This is a genomic window from Burkholderia sp. BCC1993, assembly GCF_905339865.1.
GTDB lineage: Bacteria > Pseudomonadota > Gammaproteobacteria > Burkholderiales > Burkholderiaceae > Burkholderia.
On sequence record NZ_CAJPGZ010000025.1, the window covers coordinates 53,938 to 68,857 of the forward strand.

The 14,920-nt window shown below is 68.7% G+C and carries 15 protein-coding genes and 1 tRNA gene; 14 read left to right on the forward strand and 2 right to left on the reverse strand.

Going from position 1 to position 14,920, the window contains the following annotated elements; translation table 11 throughout:
- Positions 1 to 50: 50 nt before the first annotated feature.
- On the reverse strand, positions 51 to 431 hold the full coding sequence (locus U4Y91_RS33135; protein ID WP_044847347.1) for a thioredoxin family protein: 381 nt from the start codon (positions 429 to 431) through the stop codon (positions 51 to 53).
- Between the two features lie 36 nt (positions 432 to 467).
- Positions 468 to 1,790, reverse strand: a complete 1,323-nt coding sequence (dprA, locus tag U4Y91_RS33140; RefSeq protein ID WP_321808605.1) for a DNA-processing protein DprA — start codon at positions 1,788 to 1,790, stop codon at positions 468 to 470.
- Positions 1,791 to 1,975: 185 nt separating this feature from the next.
- Here dprA and def point away from each other — a divergent pair, with 185 nt between their 5' ends.
- The 14 genes from def (at position 1,976) to U4Y91_RS33210 (ending at position 14,810) form a co-directional block, all read left to right on the forward strand.
- Entirely contained in the window at positions 1,976 to 2,479 is a 504-nt protein-coding gene (gene def / locus U4Y91_RS33145) for a peptide deformylase (protein WP_321808606.1), read from the forward strand.
- 34 nt (positions 2,480 to 2,513) lie between these two features.
- Positions 2,514 to 3,506, forward strand: a complete 993-nt coding sequence (fmt, locus tag U4Y91_RS33150) for a methionyl-tRNA formyltransferase (RefSeq protein WP_321808607.1) — start codon at positions 2,514 to 2,516, stop codon at positions 3,504 to 3,506.
- 128 nt (positions 3,507 to 3,634) lie between these two features.
- Positions 3,635 to 4,276, forward strand: a complete 642-nt coding sequence (locus U4Y91_RS33155; RefSeq protein WP_321808608.1) for a LysE family translocator — start codon at positions 3,635 to 3,637, stop codon at positions 4,274 to 4,276.
- Positions 4,277 to 4,375: 99 nt separating this feature from the next.
- Entirely contained in the window at positions 4,376 to 5,233 is an 858-nt protein-coding gene (htpX, locus tag U4Y91_RS33160; RefSeq protein ID WP_006485774.1) for a zinc metalloprotease HtpX, read from the forward strand.
- Positions 5,234 to 5,465: 232 nt separating this feature from the next.
- The gene (gene rsmB / locus U4Y91_RS33165) at positions 5,466 to 6,854 is read left to right on the forward strand and encodes a 16S rRNA (cytosine(967)-C(5))-methyltransferase RsmB (RefSeq protein ID WP_321808609.1); all 1,389 of its coding nucleotides are present in this window, start codon (positions 5,466 to 5,468) and stop codon (positions 6,852 to 6,854) included.
- The gene (locus U4Y91_RS33170; RefSeq protein ID WP_044847362.1) at positions 6,851 to 7,441 is read left to right on the forward strand and encodes a DUF4390 domain-containing protein; all 591 of its coding nucleotides are present in this window, start codon (positions 6,851 to 6,853) and stop codon (positions 7,439 to 7,441) included. Before rsmB ends, U4Y91_RS33170 begins: the two co-directional genes overlap by 4 nt.
- A complete protein-coding gene (esaS, locus tag U4Y91_RS33175; RefSeq protein ID WP_321808610.1) occupies positions 7,431 to 9,845 on the forward strand; it encodes a sensor histidine kinase EsaS in 2,415 nt (804 codons plus the stop codon). Before U4Y91_RS33170 ends, esaS begins: the two co-directional genes overlap by 11 nt.
- The gene (gene esaR / locus U4Y91_RS33180; RefSeq protein WP_044847354.1) at positions 9,846 to 10,547 is read left to right on the forward strand and encodes a response regulator transcription factor EsaR; all 702 of its coding nucleotides are present in this window, start codon (positions 9,846 to 9,848) and stop codon (positions 10,545 to 10,547) included.
- Positions 10,548 to 10,607: 60 nt separating this feature from the next.
- A tRNA-Phe gene (locus U4Y91_RS33185) sits at positions 10,608 to 10,683 on the forward strand.
- A 350-nt stretch (positions 10,684 to 11,033) separates the two neighbouring features.
- Positions 11,034 to 11,768, forward strand: coding sequence for a 7-cyano-7-deazaguanine synthase QueC (gene queC / locus U4Y91_RS33190; RefSeq protein WP_321808611.1), 735 nt, complete (start codon positions 11,034 to 11,036; stop codon positions 11,766 to 11,768).
- A gap of 73 nt (positions 11,769 to 11,841) precedes the next feature.
- Positions 11,842 to 12,474 (forward strand): 7-carboxy-7-deazaguanine synthase, encoded by a 633-nt coding sequence (gene queE, locus U4Y91_RS33195; RefSeq protein ID WP_044847356.1) that lies wholly within the window; start codon positions 11,842 to 11,844, stop codon positions 12,472 to 12,474.
- 18 nt (positions 12,475 to 12,492) lie between these two features.
- Entirely contained in the window at positions 12,493 to 12,945 is a 453-nt protein-coding gene (queD, locus tag U4Y91_RS33200) for a 6-carboxytetrahydropterin synthase QueD (protein ID WP_044847357.1), read from the forward strand.
- 306 nt (positions 12,946 to 13,251) lie between these two features.
- Complete coding sequence (locus tag U4Y91_RS33205; protein ID WP_321808612.1) at positions 13,252 to 14,037, forward strand: HpcH/HpaI aldolase family protein; 786 nt, start codon at positions 13,252 to 13,254, stop codon at positions 14,035 to 14,037.
- Positions 14,034 to 14,810 (forward strand): tetratricopeptide repeat protein, encoded by a 777-nt coding sequence (locus tag U4Y91_RS33210; protein ID WP_321808613.1) that lies wholly within the window; start codon positions 14,034 to 14,036, stop codon positions 14,808 to 14,810. Before U4Y91_RS33205 ends, U4Y91_RS33210 begins: the two co-directional genes overlap by 4 nt.
- Positions 14,811 to 14,920: the final 110 nt, after the last annotated feature.

Here is a 14,920-nt window from a genome sequence, read left to right on the forward strand (position 1 = left end):
GCGCGGCGGCACGCGCAACGGCGCGAAAAGCCGCCCGGCCGGTGCGCGGTTCACGCCTCGACGTTCAGGATATTGCGCAATTTCGGTGCGTGCGGCGCGCCGGGCACGGCGCTCAGGTCGGACAGCATCCGTTCGACGATCGTCGCGTGCGGCAGCACCGTGCCGAAGAAGCGCGCGGTGTTCGCGTCCTCGATCAGGATCGTCGGGAAATTCTCGACGTCGAGATCGTCGAGCCGGTCGGCATGGGTTTCGATGTCGATCCACGCGAAGCAGGCGTCGGGATGGGTATCGGCAAGCTGGTCGAAGGCTGTCCGGTAGTCGCGGCAGGTGCCGCACCACTCGGCGCACAGGCAGGCGACCAGCAGCGTGTCGGGATCGGCGAGGCGCTCGGCGATCCGATCGGCATCGGTGTCGAGATTCAGCGCGGGCATGGAATTCCTTGGGTAGCGTCGGCGGCACGGGCCGCCCTATGCGGGGGACTGTAGCACGCCGGACGTGGGCGGAGTGGGCGCCACGTCAAGCCGCGCGAAGCGTCCGCCGGGCACGCTCGCGACGCGGCCGGCCAGTTCGAGCGCGAGCAGCGCGCGATGCAGCACGTCATCCGACAGGCCGCTGTGCTCGGCGAGCCACTCGTAAGTAACGGGGCCGTATCCTAGTGCGGTGAGCACGGATCGTTCGGCCGGGTCGTCGGGCGGCACGCCTTCGGTTCCGGCCGATGCGGTGGATGGAGCGGCGGAATCCGATTTCCCGACATGCTCGCCTGCGCATCGCCCCACGGTGTCGGCTGTTTCGCCGTTATCGGGGCGCGAACCCGAATTCGCCGTGGCGTGGGCGATGTGCGCCGCCGGTTCGTCCAGCCCGTACTCCTCGAGCACGTCGAGCGGCGTCGCGGCGAGCTTCGCGCCGTCGCGGATCAGCGCGTGGCAGCCCTGCGCGAGCGGCGCGTGGATCGAGCCCGGCATCGCGAACACGTCGCGGCCCAGCTCGTTCGCGAGCCGTGCGGTGATCAGCGAGCCGGAGCGCGGCGCGGCTTCGACGACGAGCACGCCGAGCGCGAGCGCGGCGATCAGCCGGTTGCGCTGCGGGAAATGCGACGCCCGCGCGGGCGTGCCGAGCGGCCATTCGGACAGGATCGCGCCGCGCGCGGCAATGTCGTGCGCAAGCGTGCGGTGCCGCGCCGGATAGACGAGATCGGCGCCCGTCGCGATCACCGCGATCGTGCCGGCGCGGCCGTCGAGCCCGCCGCGATGCGCGGCGCCGTCGATGCCGAGCGCGAGGCCGGAGACGATCGCGAGTCCCGCGTCGGACAGCGCATGTGCGAAGCGCGTGGCGTCGGCGAGCCCTTGCGGCGTCGCATGGCGGCTGCCGACCACGGCGAGCCCGCGTGCGTGCAGCAGGTCGAGCCTGCCCTTTACATATAGCAGCGGCGGCGGATCGTGCAGGTCGCGCAGCCGTGGCGGATAGACGGGATCGTTGAGCGTGACGATCGCGTTGCCCGGTGTATCGAGCCATGCCAGTGCGGCGTCGGTGCATGCGTCGAGGTCGTCCCGCTCGCTGGCGCGCACCGCCCGCGCGGCGGCAGCACTGCTCGCCGCGCCGATGGCCTGGTCGGACGCGTGCAGCAGCGCCGCCGGCGAGCCGAATGCGTCGAGCAGCGCGTGCAGCACGGCAGGTGAGATGCCCGGTGCATGCGCGAGCTGCAGCCACGCGCGCAACGCGGAAGTCGTCAGCGCTTGCGGCGACATGAGGCTCCCCTCGAACGCGGCGGCCAGCGGACCGCGTGGCGCCATGATAAAATTTTCATCATCCGAAATACTCGACAGGGCCGCGCGCACGAGCGCCCGGCCAATTGCAGGAGGCATGACCCGCGGCGTTGATATGCCGCGCGTCTGCCTCATCTTCATTGCATCCCGGCGGCGGCGCCAGCCGGCCGGATGGCCGATGCGGCGCGCCGCTCCACCGAATACCGAACACCATGGCTTTGCTGAACATTCTTCATTACCCCGACAAGCGGCTGCACAAGGTCGCGAAGCCCGTCGACAAGGTCGACGACCGGATCCGCAAGCTCGTCGCCGACATGGCCGAAACCATGTACGCCGCGCCGGGCATCGGCCTCGCGGCGACGCAGGTCGACGTGCACGAGCGCGTGATCGTGATCGACATCTCCGAGGAGAAGAACGAGCTGCGCGCGTTCATCAACCCCGAGATCATCTGGTCGAGCGATGTGAAGCAGGTCTACGAGGAGGGCTGCCTGTCGGTGCCCGGGATCTACGACGAAGTCGAGCGTCCCGACCACGTGCGCGTGCGTGCGCTCAACGAGCACGGCGAGACCTTCGAGCTCGACTGCGAGGGCCTCCTGGCCGTGTGCGTGCAGCACGAGATGGATCACCTGATGGGGCGCGTGTTCGTCGAATATCTGTCGCCGCTGAAGCAGACCCGCATCAAGACGAAGATGAAGAAACTCGAACGCGCGATGTGACGCGCGTGTGCCCAGCCCGATCCCGAACGCTGTCATGACCCATACGTTGCGCGTGATTTTTGCCGGCACGCCGGAATTCGCCGCGGCCGCACTCGCCGCGATCCACGAGGCCGGTTTTCCGGTGCCGCTCGTGCTCACCCAGCCCGATCGCCCTGCCGGGCGCGGGATGAAACTGCAGGCGAGCGCCGTGAAGCGCTATGCCGTCGAGCACGGGATGCCCGTCGCGCAGCCGCCGTCGCTGCGCCGCGCGGGCAAGTACCCGGCCGAGGCGGCCGACGCGATCGAGCTGCTGCGCGCGACCCCGCACGACGTGATGGTGGTCGCCGCATACGGCCTGCTGCTGCCGCAGGAAGTGCTCGACATTCCGCGTGCCGGCTGCATCAACATCCACGCGTCGCTGTTGCCGCGCTGGCGCGGCGCCGCGCCGATCCACCGCGCGATCGAGGCCGGTGACGCCGAGACGGGCGTCACGCTGATGCAGATGGACGTCGGTCTCGACACCGGCGCGATGATCGAGGAAGCGCGCGTCGCGATCGCGCCCGACGATACGACCGCCACGCTGCACGACCGGCTCGCCGCCGACGGCGCGCGGCTGATCGTCGATGCGCTGGTGCGGCTCGAGCGCGACGGCACGCTGCCCGCCACGCCGCAGCCGGCCGACGGCGTGACCTATGCGGAAAAGATCGGCAAGCACGAAGCGGCGCTCGACTGGCGCAAGCCGGCCGACGTGCTCGCGCGCCAGGTGCGCGCGTTCGACCCGTTCCCGGGCGGCGTCGCCACGCTCGACGGCGCGGCAATCAAGCTGTGGGCGGCCGAGCCGGTGGCGGCGCGCGGCACGACGGTCGACGTGGCGCCCGGCACGATCGTCGAGGCTGCGCCGGAGGGCGTGGTCGTCGCCTGCGGCAGCGGCGCGCTGCGCGTCACGCAACTGCAGAAACCGGGCGGCAAGCGGCTGCCCGCGCGCGAATTCCTGGCCGGCTCGCCGCTCGCCGCGGGCCAGCGCTTCGCGTTGCCTGACGCGGCCTGAGCGTCATTCGACCCGATCTGCCGACCTGCCGGCCGCACGCGATCGCACGCATTCGGCCGGATGGTCGAGTCGCGCGGCGCGGCAGGCGCGCGTAGAATTTCCCTGCGCATTCCGGTTTCGAGGTTCTCATGCTTGGCATCACCCATTTCGGCTTCTTCGTGCTCGCGGTCTTCCTGCTGAACGTCACGCCCGGCCCCGATACGGCGTACATCGTCGGCCGCAGCGTCGCGCAGGGCCGTGGCGCGGGGCTGATGTCGGCGCTCGGCATCTCGGCCGGCTGTTGCGTGCACGCGCTTGCGTGCGCATTCGGCCTGACCGCGCTGCTCGCGGCGTCGGCCGCCGCGTTCACGGCGATCAAGCTGGTCGGTGCCGCTTACCTGATCTACCTCGGCGTGCGCATGATCGTCACGAAGCAGGCCGCCGCGCCGGCAGGCGCCGAGGCGGCGCAGGCCAGGGCCGCGAAGCCGCTGCGCCAGCTGTTCATGCAGGGTTTCTGGACCAACGTGCTGAATCCGAAGGTCGTGCTGTTCTTCGTGTCGTTCTTCCCGCAGTTCGTGTCGGCCGACAGCCCGCACAAGGCGCTGGCGTTCCTGGCCCTCGGGTCGGTGTTCCTCGTGATGAGCACCGTCTGGAGCTGCATCGTCGCGTGGGTCGCGGGTAGCGTCACGCAGCGCTTTTCCGGCAAGCCGGGCGTCAGGAAATGGCTGGATCGCACGGTGGGCAGCGCCTTCGTCGGCCTCGGGCTGCGGCTCGCGGCGACGCAACGCTGAAATTGAATTTTTCCGGCAAGACCTTATCTAACAAATCGCTTACAATTTTCCGCCGCGCACTGTGATGTCGGCGGGTCCCCTGACGGATAAGGAGTGGGTATGTTCAATTGGGTCAAAACGGCGATGCTGATGGCCGCGATCACGGCCCTGTTCATCGTGATCGGCGGCATGATCGGTGGCTCGCGCGGCATGACGATCGCGCTGCTGTTCGCGCTCGGCATGAATTTCTTCTCATACTGGTTCTCCGACAAGATGGTGCTGCGCATGTACAACGCGCAGGAAGTCGACGAGAACACGGCGCCGCAGTTCTACCGGATGGTGCGCGAGCTCGCCACGCGCGCGAACCTGCCGATGCCGCGCGTCTACCTGATCAACGAGGACGCGCCGAACGCGTTCGCCACGGGCCGCAACCCCGAGCACGCGGCGGTCGCCGCGACGACGGGCATCCTGCGCGTGCTGTCCGAGCGCGAGATGCGCGGCGTGATGGCGCACGAGCTCGCACACGTGAAGCACCGCGACATCCTGATCTCGACGATCACCGCGACGATGGCGGGCGCGATTTCGGCGCTGGCCAACTTCGCGATGTTCTTCGGCGGCCGCGACGAAAACGGCCGTCCGGCCAACCCGATCGCGGGGATCGCGGTCGCGCTGCTCGCGCCGATCGCCGGTGCGCTGATCCAGATGGCGATCTCGCGGGCGCGCGAGTTCGAGGCCGACCGCGGCGGCGCGCAGATCTCCGGCGATCCGCAGTCGCTCGCCACCGCGCTCGACAAGATCCATCGCTATGCGGCCGGCATCCCGTTCCAGGCGGCCGAAGCGCATCCGGCCACCGCGCAGATGATGATCATGAACCCGCTGCACGGCGGCGGCCTGCAGAACCTGTTCTCCACGCACCCGGCGACCGAGGAACGCATCGCGCGCCTGATGGAGATGGCCCGTACCGGCCGCTTCGATTGATCCCCGGCGTATCGCGCGGCCATTGCCGCGCGGGGGCGCCATACCACCCCGCACGCTTCGCGCTGCGGGGTTTTTCATTTCTGCGCGCCGTAAAGGGGCCAAAGGGTTCGCGCGGTCGCACGCTACAATGCGCGGTTTGGAATCGCGCGGCCTCGGGGCCGTTGTGATCCCGCCGTTTGCCGCCTGTGTTTGCCGTACCTGCTTGCCGCGCTTGATTGCCGATTCCGTTCCGATGACACGAACCCGTTCCTCCGCCCCGTCTTCCTCCGGCCGCCCGGCGCGCCCGTCCGCGCTGCATCTCGCGCCCGATTCGCTGGGCTTCGCGCTCGACGCGGCCGCGCAGGCAGTCGATGCGGTGCGGCGCGGCACCGCGCTGCCGGCGGCGCTCGCCGCGGTGTTTGCGCAGATGCCGGCCGGCACGCAGGCGCTTGCGCGTGGCGCGACGCAGGACGTTGCATACCGGACGATGCGTCGTCTCGGGAGCGCCGATTGGCTGATCGGCCGGCTCGTCAGCAAGGCGCCGCCCGCGCACGTGCATGCGGTGCTCGCCGGCGCATTCACGCTGCTGCTCGATCCGGAGGAAACGGCTGCATATCCGGCGTTCACGATCGTCGACCAGGCCGTGACTGTAATCGGCGCGCGACGCGAATACGCGTTCGCGAAGGGGCTGGTCAACGCGGTGCTGCGGCGTTTCCTGCGCGAGCGCGATGCGCTCGTCGCGACGCTGCAGGACGATCCCGTCGCGCGCTGGAATTACCGCGCCTGGTGGGTCGATGCGGTGAAGCGCGCGTGGCCGGACGCATGGCAGGCGATCCTCGCGGCCGGCGAGCGCCAGGGGCCGCTGACGCTGCGCGTGAACGCGCGCCGCGCGAGCGTCGACGCGTATCTCGACACGCTGCGTGCGAGCGGGATCGACGCGACCGCGATCGGCCGTCACGCGGTGCGGCTCGCGTCGGCGCTGCCGGTCGATCGTATTCCGGGCTTTGCCGACGGCGTCGTGTCGGTGCAGGACGCCGGCGCGCAACTCGCGGCCGAATGGCTCGGTGCGCGCGACGGCATGCGCGTGCTCGACGCGTGCGCGGCACCGGGCGGCAAGACCGGGCATATCCTCGAACTGGCCGACGCGGAAGTCGTTGCGCTCGAAAGCGACGCGACGCGCGCGGCGCGTATCGGCGAGAACCTCGCGCGCCTGTCGCTCGCGGCGGACGTGCGCGTCGGCGACGCGGGCGCGCCGCACGCGTGGTACGACGGCCGTCCGTTCGACCGCATCCTGGCCGACGTGCCGTGCTCGGCGTCCGGCATCGTGCGCCGTCATCCCGACATCCGCTGGCTGCGCCGCGAAGCCGACATCGCCGCGCTCGTCGCGGAACAGCGCCGCATCCTGAGCGCGTTGTGGCCGCTCGTGAAGCCGGGCGGCGAACTGCTCTACGTGACCTGTTCGATCTTCCCCGAGGAAGGTGAGTTGCAGGCGCGCTGGTTTGAAGCGGCCTGTGAAGATGCGGTACGATTGGACGCGCCCGGCCAACTGCTGCCGGGCGGCGTGCACGGCGGGGCGGCCGGCGCACGCGACCAGAACACCGATCACGACGGATTCTTCTACGCGCGGTTTCAGAAACGGTGACGATCAAACACCTTTTTCCACTTCGGCTTGCGGCCGTCCTGCTGGTCGCGTTGACGCTGTGCCTGACGGTCGTTCGGCCGGCGCGCGCCGAGTCGATCGCCGTGCAGCGCGCATCGCTGCAGGCTGACGGAAGCGGCTGGAGCCTCGATGCCCGCTTCGATTTCGAGCTGAATCCGAACCTCGAGGATGCCGTCAACAAGGGCATCCCGCTTTACTTCACGACCGACTTCGAACTGGGCCGCGCGCGCTGGTACTGGTTCGACGAGCAGCCGGTGTCGGTGTCGCAGACGATCCGGCTGTCGTTCCAGCCGCTCACGCGCGAGTACCGCGTGTCGACGGGCGGCCTGCAACTCGGCTTCCCGTCGCTGAAGGACGCGCTCGCGGTCGTCCGGCACATCACGTCGTGGCACGTGATCGACCGCAACCAGGTGCGTGCCGGCGAAACCTACACGGCCTCGGTGCGGATGCAGCTCGATACGGCGCTGATGCCGAAGCCGTTCCAGGTCGACGCGGTGAACAACCGCGACTGGACGCTCGGGTCGGACTGGAAGCGCTTTACTTTCACGGTGACCGAACGTGCTAAATAAAGTGCGCCGCGCGGCCAGCGGGAAGAGCCTCCTCGTTCGCGTGATCGTCTCGACCGTCGCGATCACCGCACTGCTGCTGCTCGTGCTGCTCGCGGCCGCGAGCGCGAACACCGAATTCTTCGACCGCTACTACTCGTGGCTGTACGCGACGAACATCGTCGTCGCGCTCGTGTTCCTGCTCGTGGTGCTCGGGCTGATCGGGATGATCGTCGTGCGCCTGAGGAAGGGCAAGTTCGGCACGCGGCTGCTCGCGAAGCTCGCGGTGTTCTTCGCGCTCGTCGGCGTGGTGCCGGGCGGGATCATCTACATCGTGTCGTACCAGTTCGTGTCGCGCAGTATCGAGTCGTGGTTCGACGTGAACGTCGAGACCGCGCTGACGGCCGGCCTGAACCTCGGCCGCGGGATGCTCGACGCGTCGCTGTCCGACCTGCAGACGAAGGCGCGGCTGATGTCCGACCAGCTCGCGAGCGTCGATGCGAACACGAACGGCACGACGCTCACGCTCTTGCGCTTGCGCGACCAGTTCGGCGTGCAGGATGCGACGATCGTCGAGCCGAGCCGCGGCGGGTCCGGCGCGGCGCCCGAGCTGCACATCGTCGCGCAGGCATCGGGCAATTTCGCCGCGCTGATTCCGGACGACCTGCCGACGCAGCTGATGTTGAGCCAGGCGCGCGAACACGGCGCGTACGCGGCGATCGAGGGCGAAGTCGACGGCGACCCGCGCGCGCATGGCGCGAAGGGCGCATTGCGGCTGCGTGTCGTGCGGCCGATTCCCGACGCGACGACGTCGCTGCTGCAGCCGGCGGAGCGATTCCTGCAACTCACGCAGCCGGTGCCGCCCACGCTCGCGCACAATGCCGACGCGGTGCAGCGCGCGTATCGCGAGTACCAGGAAAAATCGCTCGGCCGCACCGGGCTGCGCAAGATGTACATCGGCACGCTGACGCTCGCGCTGTTCCTCGCGACCTTCATCGCGATGATGCTCGCGCTCGCGCTCGGCCAGCAGCTCGCGCGGCCGCTGTTCCTGCTCGCGCAGGGCACGAAGGAGATCACGGAAGGCGACTACACGCCGAAGCGCGAGATCAAGTCGCGCGACGAGCTCGGCTTCCTCACGCAGTCGTTCAATGCGATGACGCGCCAGCTGTCCGAGGCGCGGCTCGCGGTCGAGAAGAACCGCGTCGCGCTCGAGCATTCGAAGACGTATCTCGAGAGCATCCTCGCGAACCTGACCGCCGGCGTGTTCGTGCTCGACCGCCAGTTCCGGCTGACGACGGCCAACCGCGGCGCCGAGCGCATTTTCCGCCAGCCGTTCGGCGCGATGATCGGCACGGCGCTCGACCGGATCGGCGTCGTCGCGGAATTCGGCGCGATGGTGCGCAAGGCGTTCGCCGATCGCGAAGCGGCGTCCGACGACGGCAGCGGCGATCGCGGCCACTGGCAGCAGCAGTTCGCGATCGAAGTGCCGGGCGAAGCCGATCCGCTGACCTTGCTCGTACGCGGCGCGCGCCTCGTATCGACCGTCGAGGGCGAGGCCGACGATCCGCAGACGTCCGGCTACGTCGTCGTGTTCGACGACATCTCCGACGTGATTTCCGCGCAGCGTTCGGTCGCATGGGGCGAGGTCGCGCGGCGTCTCGCGCACGAGATCAAGAACCCGCTGACGCCGATCCAGCTGTCGGCCGAGCGGCTGCAGATGAAGCTGTCCGACAAGCTCGCGCCGCCCGATGCTGACGTGCTCAAGCGCGGCGCGACGATGATCGTCAACCAGGTGGCCGCGATGAAGCGGATGGTCGACGACTTCCGCGAATATGCGCGCACGCCGCCGGCGGTGCTCGCCAACCTGCAGCTGAACGAACTGGCGAGCGAGGTGCTCGGGCTGTATGGTGTCGGCGAAGGCAAGAGCGCGATCGTCGCCGAACTCGCGCCGTCGCTGCCGGTGATCCGCGGCGACGCGACGCAACTGCGCCAGGTGATTCACAACCTGCTGCAGAACGCGCAGGATTCGGTCGCGGAAGTCGCGCATCCGCGTGTGTTGATCGAAACCAAGACAGTAGAATATGGCGACCCCGACGCCGAGGGCAAAACGCGCGTCGCGGTACGTCTTACCGTGTCCGACAACGGGCCCGGTTTTCCGGCACGCATCCTGACCCGTGCGTTCGAGCCTTACGTGACGACGAAGGCGAAGGGCACGGGGCTCGGGTTGGCCACGGTCAAGAAAATCGTCGACGAGCACGGCGCGCGGATCGATCTGCGCAATCGCATGCACGGCGAGACCGTCGAGGGTGCGCAGGTGTCGATCCTGTTCCTGCAGATGGCGAGCGATACGCCAGGCGTCGAATCCGGCGCGCAGGGCGGGACGGCTCCCGCCAAGACAAAAGCAAGTGTGCAGACAAAGGCAGCGTAAATGGCAACCATCCTGGTGGTAGATGATGAAATGGGCATCCGGGAATTGCTCTCGGAGATCCTCAGCGATGAAGGACATGTCGTCGAGGCGGCGGAGAACGCGCAGGCCGCGCGGGAATACCGCCTGAATCAGGCGCCCGATCTCGTGCTGCTCGATATCTGGATGCCCGATACCGACGGCGTCACGCTGCTCAAGGAATGGGCGGCGCAGGGCCTGTTGACGATGCCCGTGATCATGATGTCCGGGCACGCGACGATCGACACGGCCGTCGAGGCGACGAAGATCGGCGCACTCGATTTCCTGGAGAAGCCGATCGCGCTGCAGAAGCTGCTGAAGTCGGTCGAGCATGGTCTCGCGCGCGGCGCGGCACCGGTGTCTGCCAACGCGGCGGCGAAGGCGGGCGGCGGCCAGGCATCGGGTCCGGCGGCGGTCGCGTCCGCCGCCGCGCTGCCGACGCTCGGCGACGACATGGCCGCGGCGCTCGGCCTCGCGGGCCAGACGGCGGCGATTCCGTTCGACATCCCGTTGCGCGAAGCGCGCGACGCGTTCGAGCGCGCGTACTTCGAATATCACCTCGCGCGCGAGAACGGCAGCATGACGCGCGTCGCGGAGAAGACGGGCCTCGAGCGCACGCACCTGTATCGCAAGCTCAAGCAGCTCGGCGTCGAGCTCGGCAAGAAGCCGTCGGAAGGGGCCGTATAAGAAATTTCACGAAACCCCTTGTGCGACACAATAAAGCTCGATATACTTTGTTTCTTCGTTGGCCCGGTAGCTCAGTTGGTAGAGCAGCGGATTGAAAATCCGCGTGTCGATGGTTCGATTCCGTCCCAGGCCACCAGCAGTTCCAACCCCAAGAATCGGAAGGTTCTTGGGGTTTTTCGTTTGTGGTGGGTTTGCGTGGCATCGGCGGTGCGCCCGGCAGCATTCGCCGGGGCGTGATAAAATCCGTGCCCGCTCAATGACTTAGCGCATCGCTTCATGCGCACGGCAAGGCTGCCCGCAGGCGCTGCCGTGATGTGCGGCAACGATGCCGCGCGATGGGCGGTATAAGCGCTCCGCCGCGTTCGCGGCCGACCGCGCTGCCTATACTGGTCGAGCCGGCGCAGGCCGGCACGCGTCGGGCCGCCCGGCGGCAGCCGGCCCCGGGGCGCAGCGCGACGCGAGCCTACACATTCACGGAGTATCACGGTGATTCGGACAGACGCTAAAGACGGCGCGCTCGTGTTGTTTTCCGGCGGGCAGGACTCGACCACGTGCGTGGCGTGGGCCCTCGAACGCTACCAGACGGTCGAGACGCTCGGCTTCGATTACGGCCAGCGCCACCGCGTCGAACTCGAATGTCGCGAAGGTGTGCGCGACGCGCTGAAGCATCAGTTTCCCGCCTGGGCGGACCGCCTCGGCGACGATCACATGGTCGACCTGTCGGTGCTCGGCGCGATCAGCGATACCGCGATGACGCGCACGATCGAGATCGAGACCGCGGCGAACGGCTTGCCGAACACGTTCGTGCCGGGCCGCAACCTGCTGTTCATGACGATCGCGGCCGCGATCGCCTATCGTCGCGGCTTGCGCGTGCTGGTCGGCGGGATGTGCGAGACCGATTTCTCGGGCTACCCGGACTGCCGCGACGATACGATGAAGGCGCTGCAGGTCGCGCTGAACCTCGGGATGGATACGCGCGTCGTGCTCGAGACGCCGCTGATGTGGCTGGACAAGGCACAGACCTGGCAACTCGCCGAACAACTCGGCGGCGAGGCGCTCGTTGAGCTGATCCGCGTCGAGACGCACACGTGCTATGTGGGTGAGCGCGCGGAACTGCACGACTGGGGCTTCGGCTGCGGCGAATGCCCGGCCTGCAAGCTGCGCAAGCGCGGCTACGAGGCCTACCTGAAGGGCGAGCGCGTGACCGAAGCACCGCTGTGACGCGGGTGCGGGCAGCGCTTGATGGACAACGGATTCTGATCGACAACGAGCGGCGCGAGCCGGACGAAGCACGATGACTTACGCGGTCAAGGAAATTTTCTACACGTTGCAGGGCGAGGGCGCGAACGCGGGCCGTCCGGCCGTGTTCTGCCGGTTCGCCGGCTGCAATCTGTGGTCGGGCCGCGAAGAGGATCGGGCGGACGCCGTGTGCCGCTTCTGCGATACGGACTTCGTCGGCACCGACGGCGAGAACGGCGGCAAGTTCAAGGACGCTGACGCGCTCGTCGCGACGATCGCCGGCCTGTGGCCGGACGGCGAGGCGCATCGCTTCGTCGTCTGCACGGGCGGCGAGCCGATGCTGCAGCTCGACCAGCCGCTCGTCGACGCGCTGCACGCGGCGGGCTTCGAGATCGCGATCGAGACCAACGGCTCGCTGCCGGTGCTCGAGACGATCGACTGGATCTGCGTGAGCCCGAAGGCCGACGCGCCGCTCGTCGTCACGAAGGGCAACGAACTGAAGGTCGTGATCCCGCAGGACAACCAGCGGCTGGCCGACTACGCGAAGCTCGATTTCGAGTATTTTCTCGTGCAGCCGATGGACGGCCCGTCGCGCGATCTCAATACCAAGCTCGCGATCGACTGGTGCAAGCGGCATCCGCAGTGGCGGCTGTCGATGCAGACCCACAAATATCTGAACATTCCCTGAGCCACGGCTTTTGACATCGTGCTGATTACCCGAAAACTCGAATTCGACGCGGGCCACCGCATTCCCGATCACCGCAGCCAGTGCCGCAACCTGCACGGCCATCGCTACGTGCTCGAAGTCACGCTGCGCGGCGATCTCGTCGATACCGAGGGGGCGCCCGACCGCGGCATGGTGATGGACTTCGCCGACGTGAAGGCGCTCGCGGTCGAGCACCTCGTCAACAAGTGGGATCACGCGTTCCTGGTCTATGCGCGCGACGAAGTCGTGCGCTCGTTCCTCGAGCAGATGGCCGACCACAAGACCGTCGTGCTCGACCGGATCCCGACCGTCGAGAACCTCGCGGCGATCGCGTTCGACATCCTCGCGAATGTGTACGACGCGCACTACGGCGTGAACCTGCGCCTGGAGCGCGTGCGCCTGTACGAAACGCCGAACTGCTGGGCCGACGTCGAGCGCCAGCCCGGCCGCTGATCCTGCCTTCCCGGCAGCCCCGCCAGCCGGCGCGGGCTGCCTGCCGCCGCGCCGCGCAGCCTCGCCCGGCGCTGTTCCCCGCCTGTTCCCACATTCCGCGTAACGCCGCGCTATGATCGTTGCGTGGCACCGGAAAACGCATCCGTGCGGCCTCGCGCGGCCCGCGCTGTCAGATCGGCTGCTCACGGCCGACTGACGTTCCAGGGCCCGGTCCGGCGCCGCCGGGCATGGCGGCCCGGCGTATTGCGCCCGCTTCGCCTGTTGCTTGTCCCGTTCGATTGCCGTTCCGTCCAGGAGCCCGTATCGATGAGCACGCTCACCAATTCCCTCAAACAACGCCTGCACGACGGCGACGAGCCGCTGTACGGCCTGTGGCTGTCGCTCGGCTGCGATTCGGCCGCGGAAGCGCTCGCGCACGCCGGCTACGATTGGCTCTGCATCGACATGGAGCATGCTCCGAACGACAGCCGCGACGTCGCGTCGCAACTGCGCGCGCTGGCCGCCGCGCATCTGCCGAGCGAGCCCGTCGTGCGCGTGCCGGGGCGCGAGCCGTGGCTCGTGAAGCGCGCGCTCGACGCCGGCGCGCGCACGCTGATGTTCCCGTGCATCGAGACGCCCGGCGAGGCCGCGCACGCGGTGCGGCTCACGCGCTTCCCGTCGCCGGATTCCCCCGACGGGCTGCGCGGCGTGGCCGGCATGGTGCGTGCGGCGGCGTTCGGCATGCGTCGCGATTACCTGCAGACGGCGAACGCGCAGGTCGCGGTGATCGTGCAGATCGAATCGGCGCGCGGCATCGACGAAGTCGAGCGGATCGCCGCGACGCCGGGCGTCGACTGCCTGTTCGTCGGCCCGGCCGATCTGGCGGCGAGCCTCGGGCACCTCGGCGACAGCCGCCATCCGGACGTCGAAACCGCGATCGCGCGCGTGCTCGCGGCCGGCAAGCAGGCCGGCGTCGCGGTCGGCATCTTCGCGAGCGATACCGCGACCGCGCGCCAGTATCGCGAGGCCGGCTTCCGGATGATCTCGCTGTCCGCCGACGTGAGCTGGCTGCTGCGTGCGACGCGCCAGGCGCTGCAGGAGGTGCGGTCATGAACGATGGCGACGGCGCGGGGCACGAAGGTGTGCGGCGTACGACCGGCGTACGCGGGCGGATCGGCGCGCTGCTCGGGCTGTGGGCCGTATGCGTCGCGGCGGTTGCGCAGAATGCGCCGCACGCGAAGCCGGACCCGGCGCGCGAGACGCAATCCGCGGTGGCCGACTACAACGCGGGCGACTATCGCGCGGCGCTGGTGCAGTTCCACGACGCGGCCGAACGCGGCGACCGGCTCGCGCAGTTCAACTACGCGATGATGCTGCTCACCGGTGTCGGCGTGAGCGCGAACGTTGACGAAGGGCTGCGCTGGCTGAAGCGGGCGGCCGACGCGAACATGTCGCATGCGCAGTACGTGTACGGGCGCATGTTCGACGACGGCGAGTTCGTTGCGCGCAACCCGGCCGAAGCGCACCGCTGGTTCCTGCGCGCGGCGAAGCAGGGGCACGTGCAGGCCGAGCTGTCGCTCGCGAACCAGTTCCTCGACGGGCGCGGCACGCCGCGCGACAACCGGCGGGCGTTCGAGTGGTACAAGCAGGCGGCCGACGCGGGCGAGCCGACCGCACAGTACGTGACCGCGTCGTTCTACGAGCGCGGTGGCGACGGCGTCACGCAGAACCTGAACATCGCGCGCGCGTATTACGCGGCCGCGGCCGCGCAGGGCGACGAGACGGCCGGGCTGAAATTCAAGGAGCTGAGCGCGCGGCTGAGAGCGCAGGAGCCTGCTTCGGGCGCCGGTGCGGATCATGGTAGCCCGCGCGCGACGCCGCAATGAGTGGGCCGTCCCCGCTGCATTCGACCTGCCTGACGAAAAACGGCGCCCGGGGCGCCGTTTTTCGTTGCTGCGACTGTGTGCGGCCGCTGCGGCAGCGTGTCGCGCCGCGC

Excerpts from the sequence above, each read along its gene's own strand:
- U4Y91_RS33135 (WP_044847347.1), bottom strand. The coding sequence starts at position 431 with ATGCCCGCGCTGAATCTCGACACCGATGCCGATCGGATCGCCGAGCGC.
- dprA (WP_321808605.1), bottom strand. The coding sequence starts at position 1,790 with ATGGCGCCACGCGGTCCGCTGGCCGCCGCGTTCGAGGGGAGCCTCATG.
- def (WP_321808606.1), top strand. The coding sequence starts at position 1,976 with ATGGCTTTGCTGAACATTCTTCATTACCCCGACAAGCGGCTGCACAAG.
- fmt (WP_321808607.1), top strand. The coding sequence starts at position 2,514 with ATGACCCATACGTTGCGCGTGATTTTTGCCGGCACGCCGGAATTCGCC.
- U4Y91_RS33155 (WP_321808608.1), top strand. The coding sequence starts at position 3,635 with ATGCTTGGCATCACCCATTTCGGCTTCTTCGTGCTCGCGGTCTTCCTG.
- htpX (WP_006485774.1), top strand. The coding sequence starts at position 4,376 with ATGTTCAATTGGGTCAAAACGGCGATGCTGATGGCCGCGATCACGGCC.
- rsmB (WP_321808609.1), top strand. The coding sequence starts at position 5,466 with ATGACACGAACCCGTTCCTCCGCCCCGTCTTCCTCCGGCCGCCCGGCG.
- esaR (WP_044847354.1), top strand. The coding sequence starts at position 9,846 with ATGGCAACCATCCTGGTGGTAGATGATGAAATGGGCATCCGGGAATTG.
- queE (WP_044847356.1), top strand. The coding sequence starts at position 11,842 with ATGACTTACGCGGTCAAGGAAATTTTCTACACGTTGCAGGGCGAGGGC.
- U4Y91_RS33205 (WP_321808612.1), top strand. The coding sequence starts at position 13,252 with ATGAGCACGCTCACCAATTCCCTCAAACAACGCCTGCACGACGGCGAC.
- U4Y91_RS33210 (WP_321808613.1), top strand. The coding sequence starts at position 14,034 with ATGAACGATGGCGACGGCGCGGGGCACGAAGGTGTGCGGCGTACGACC.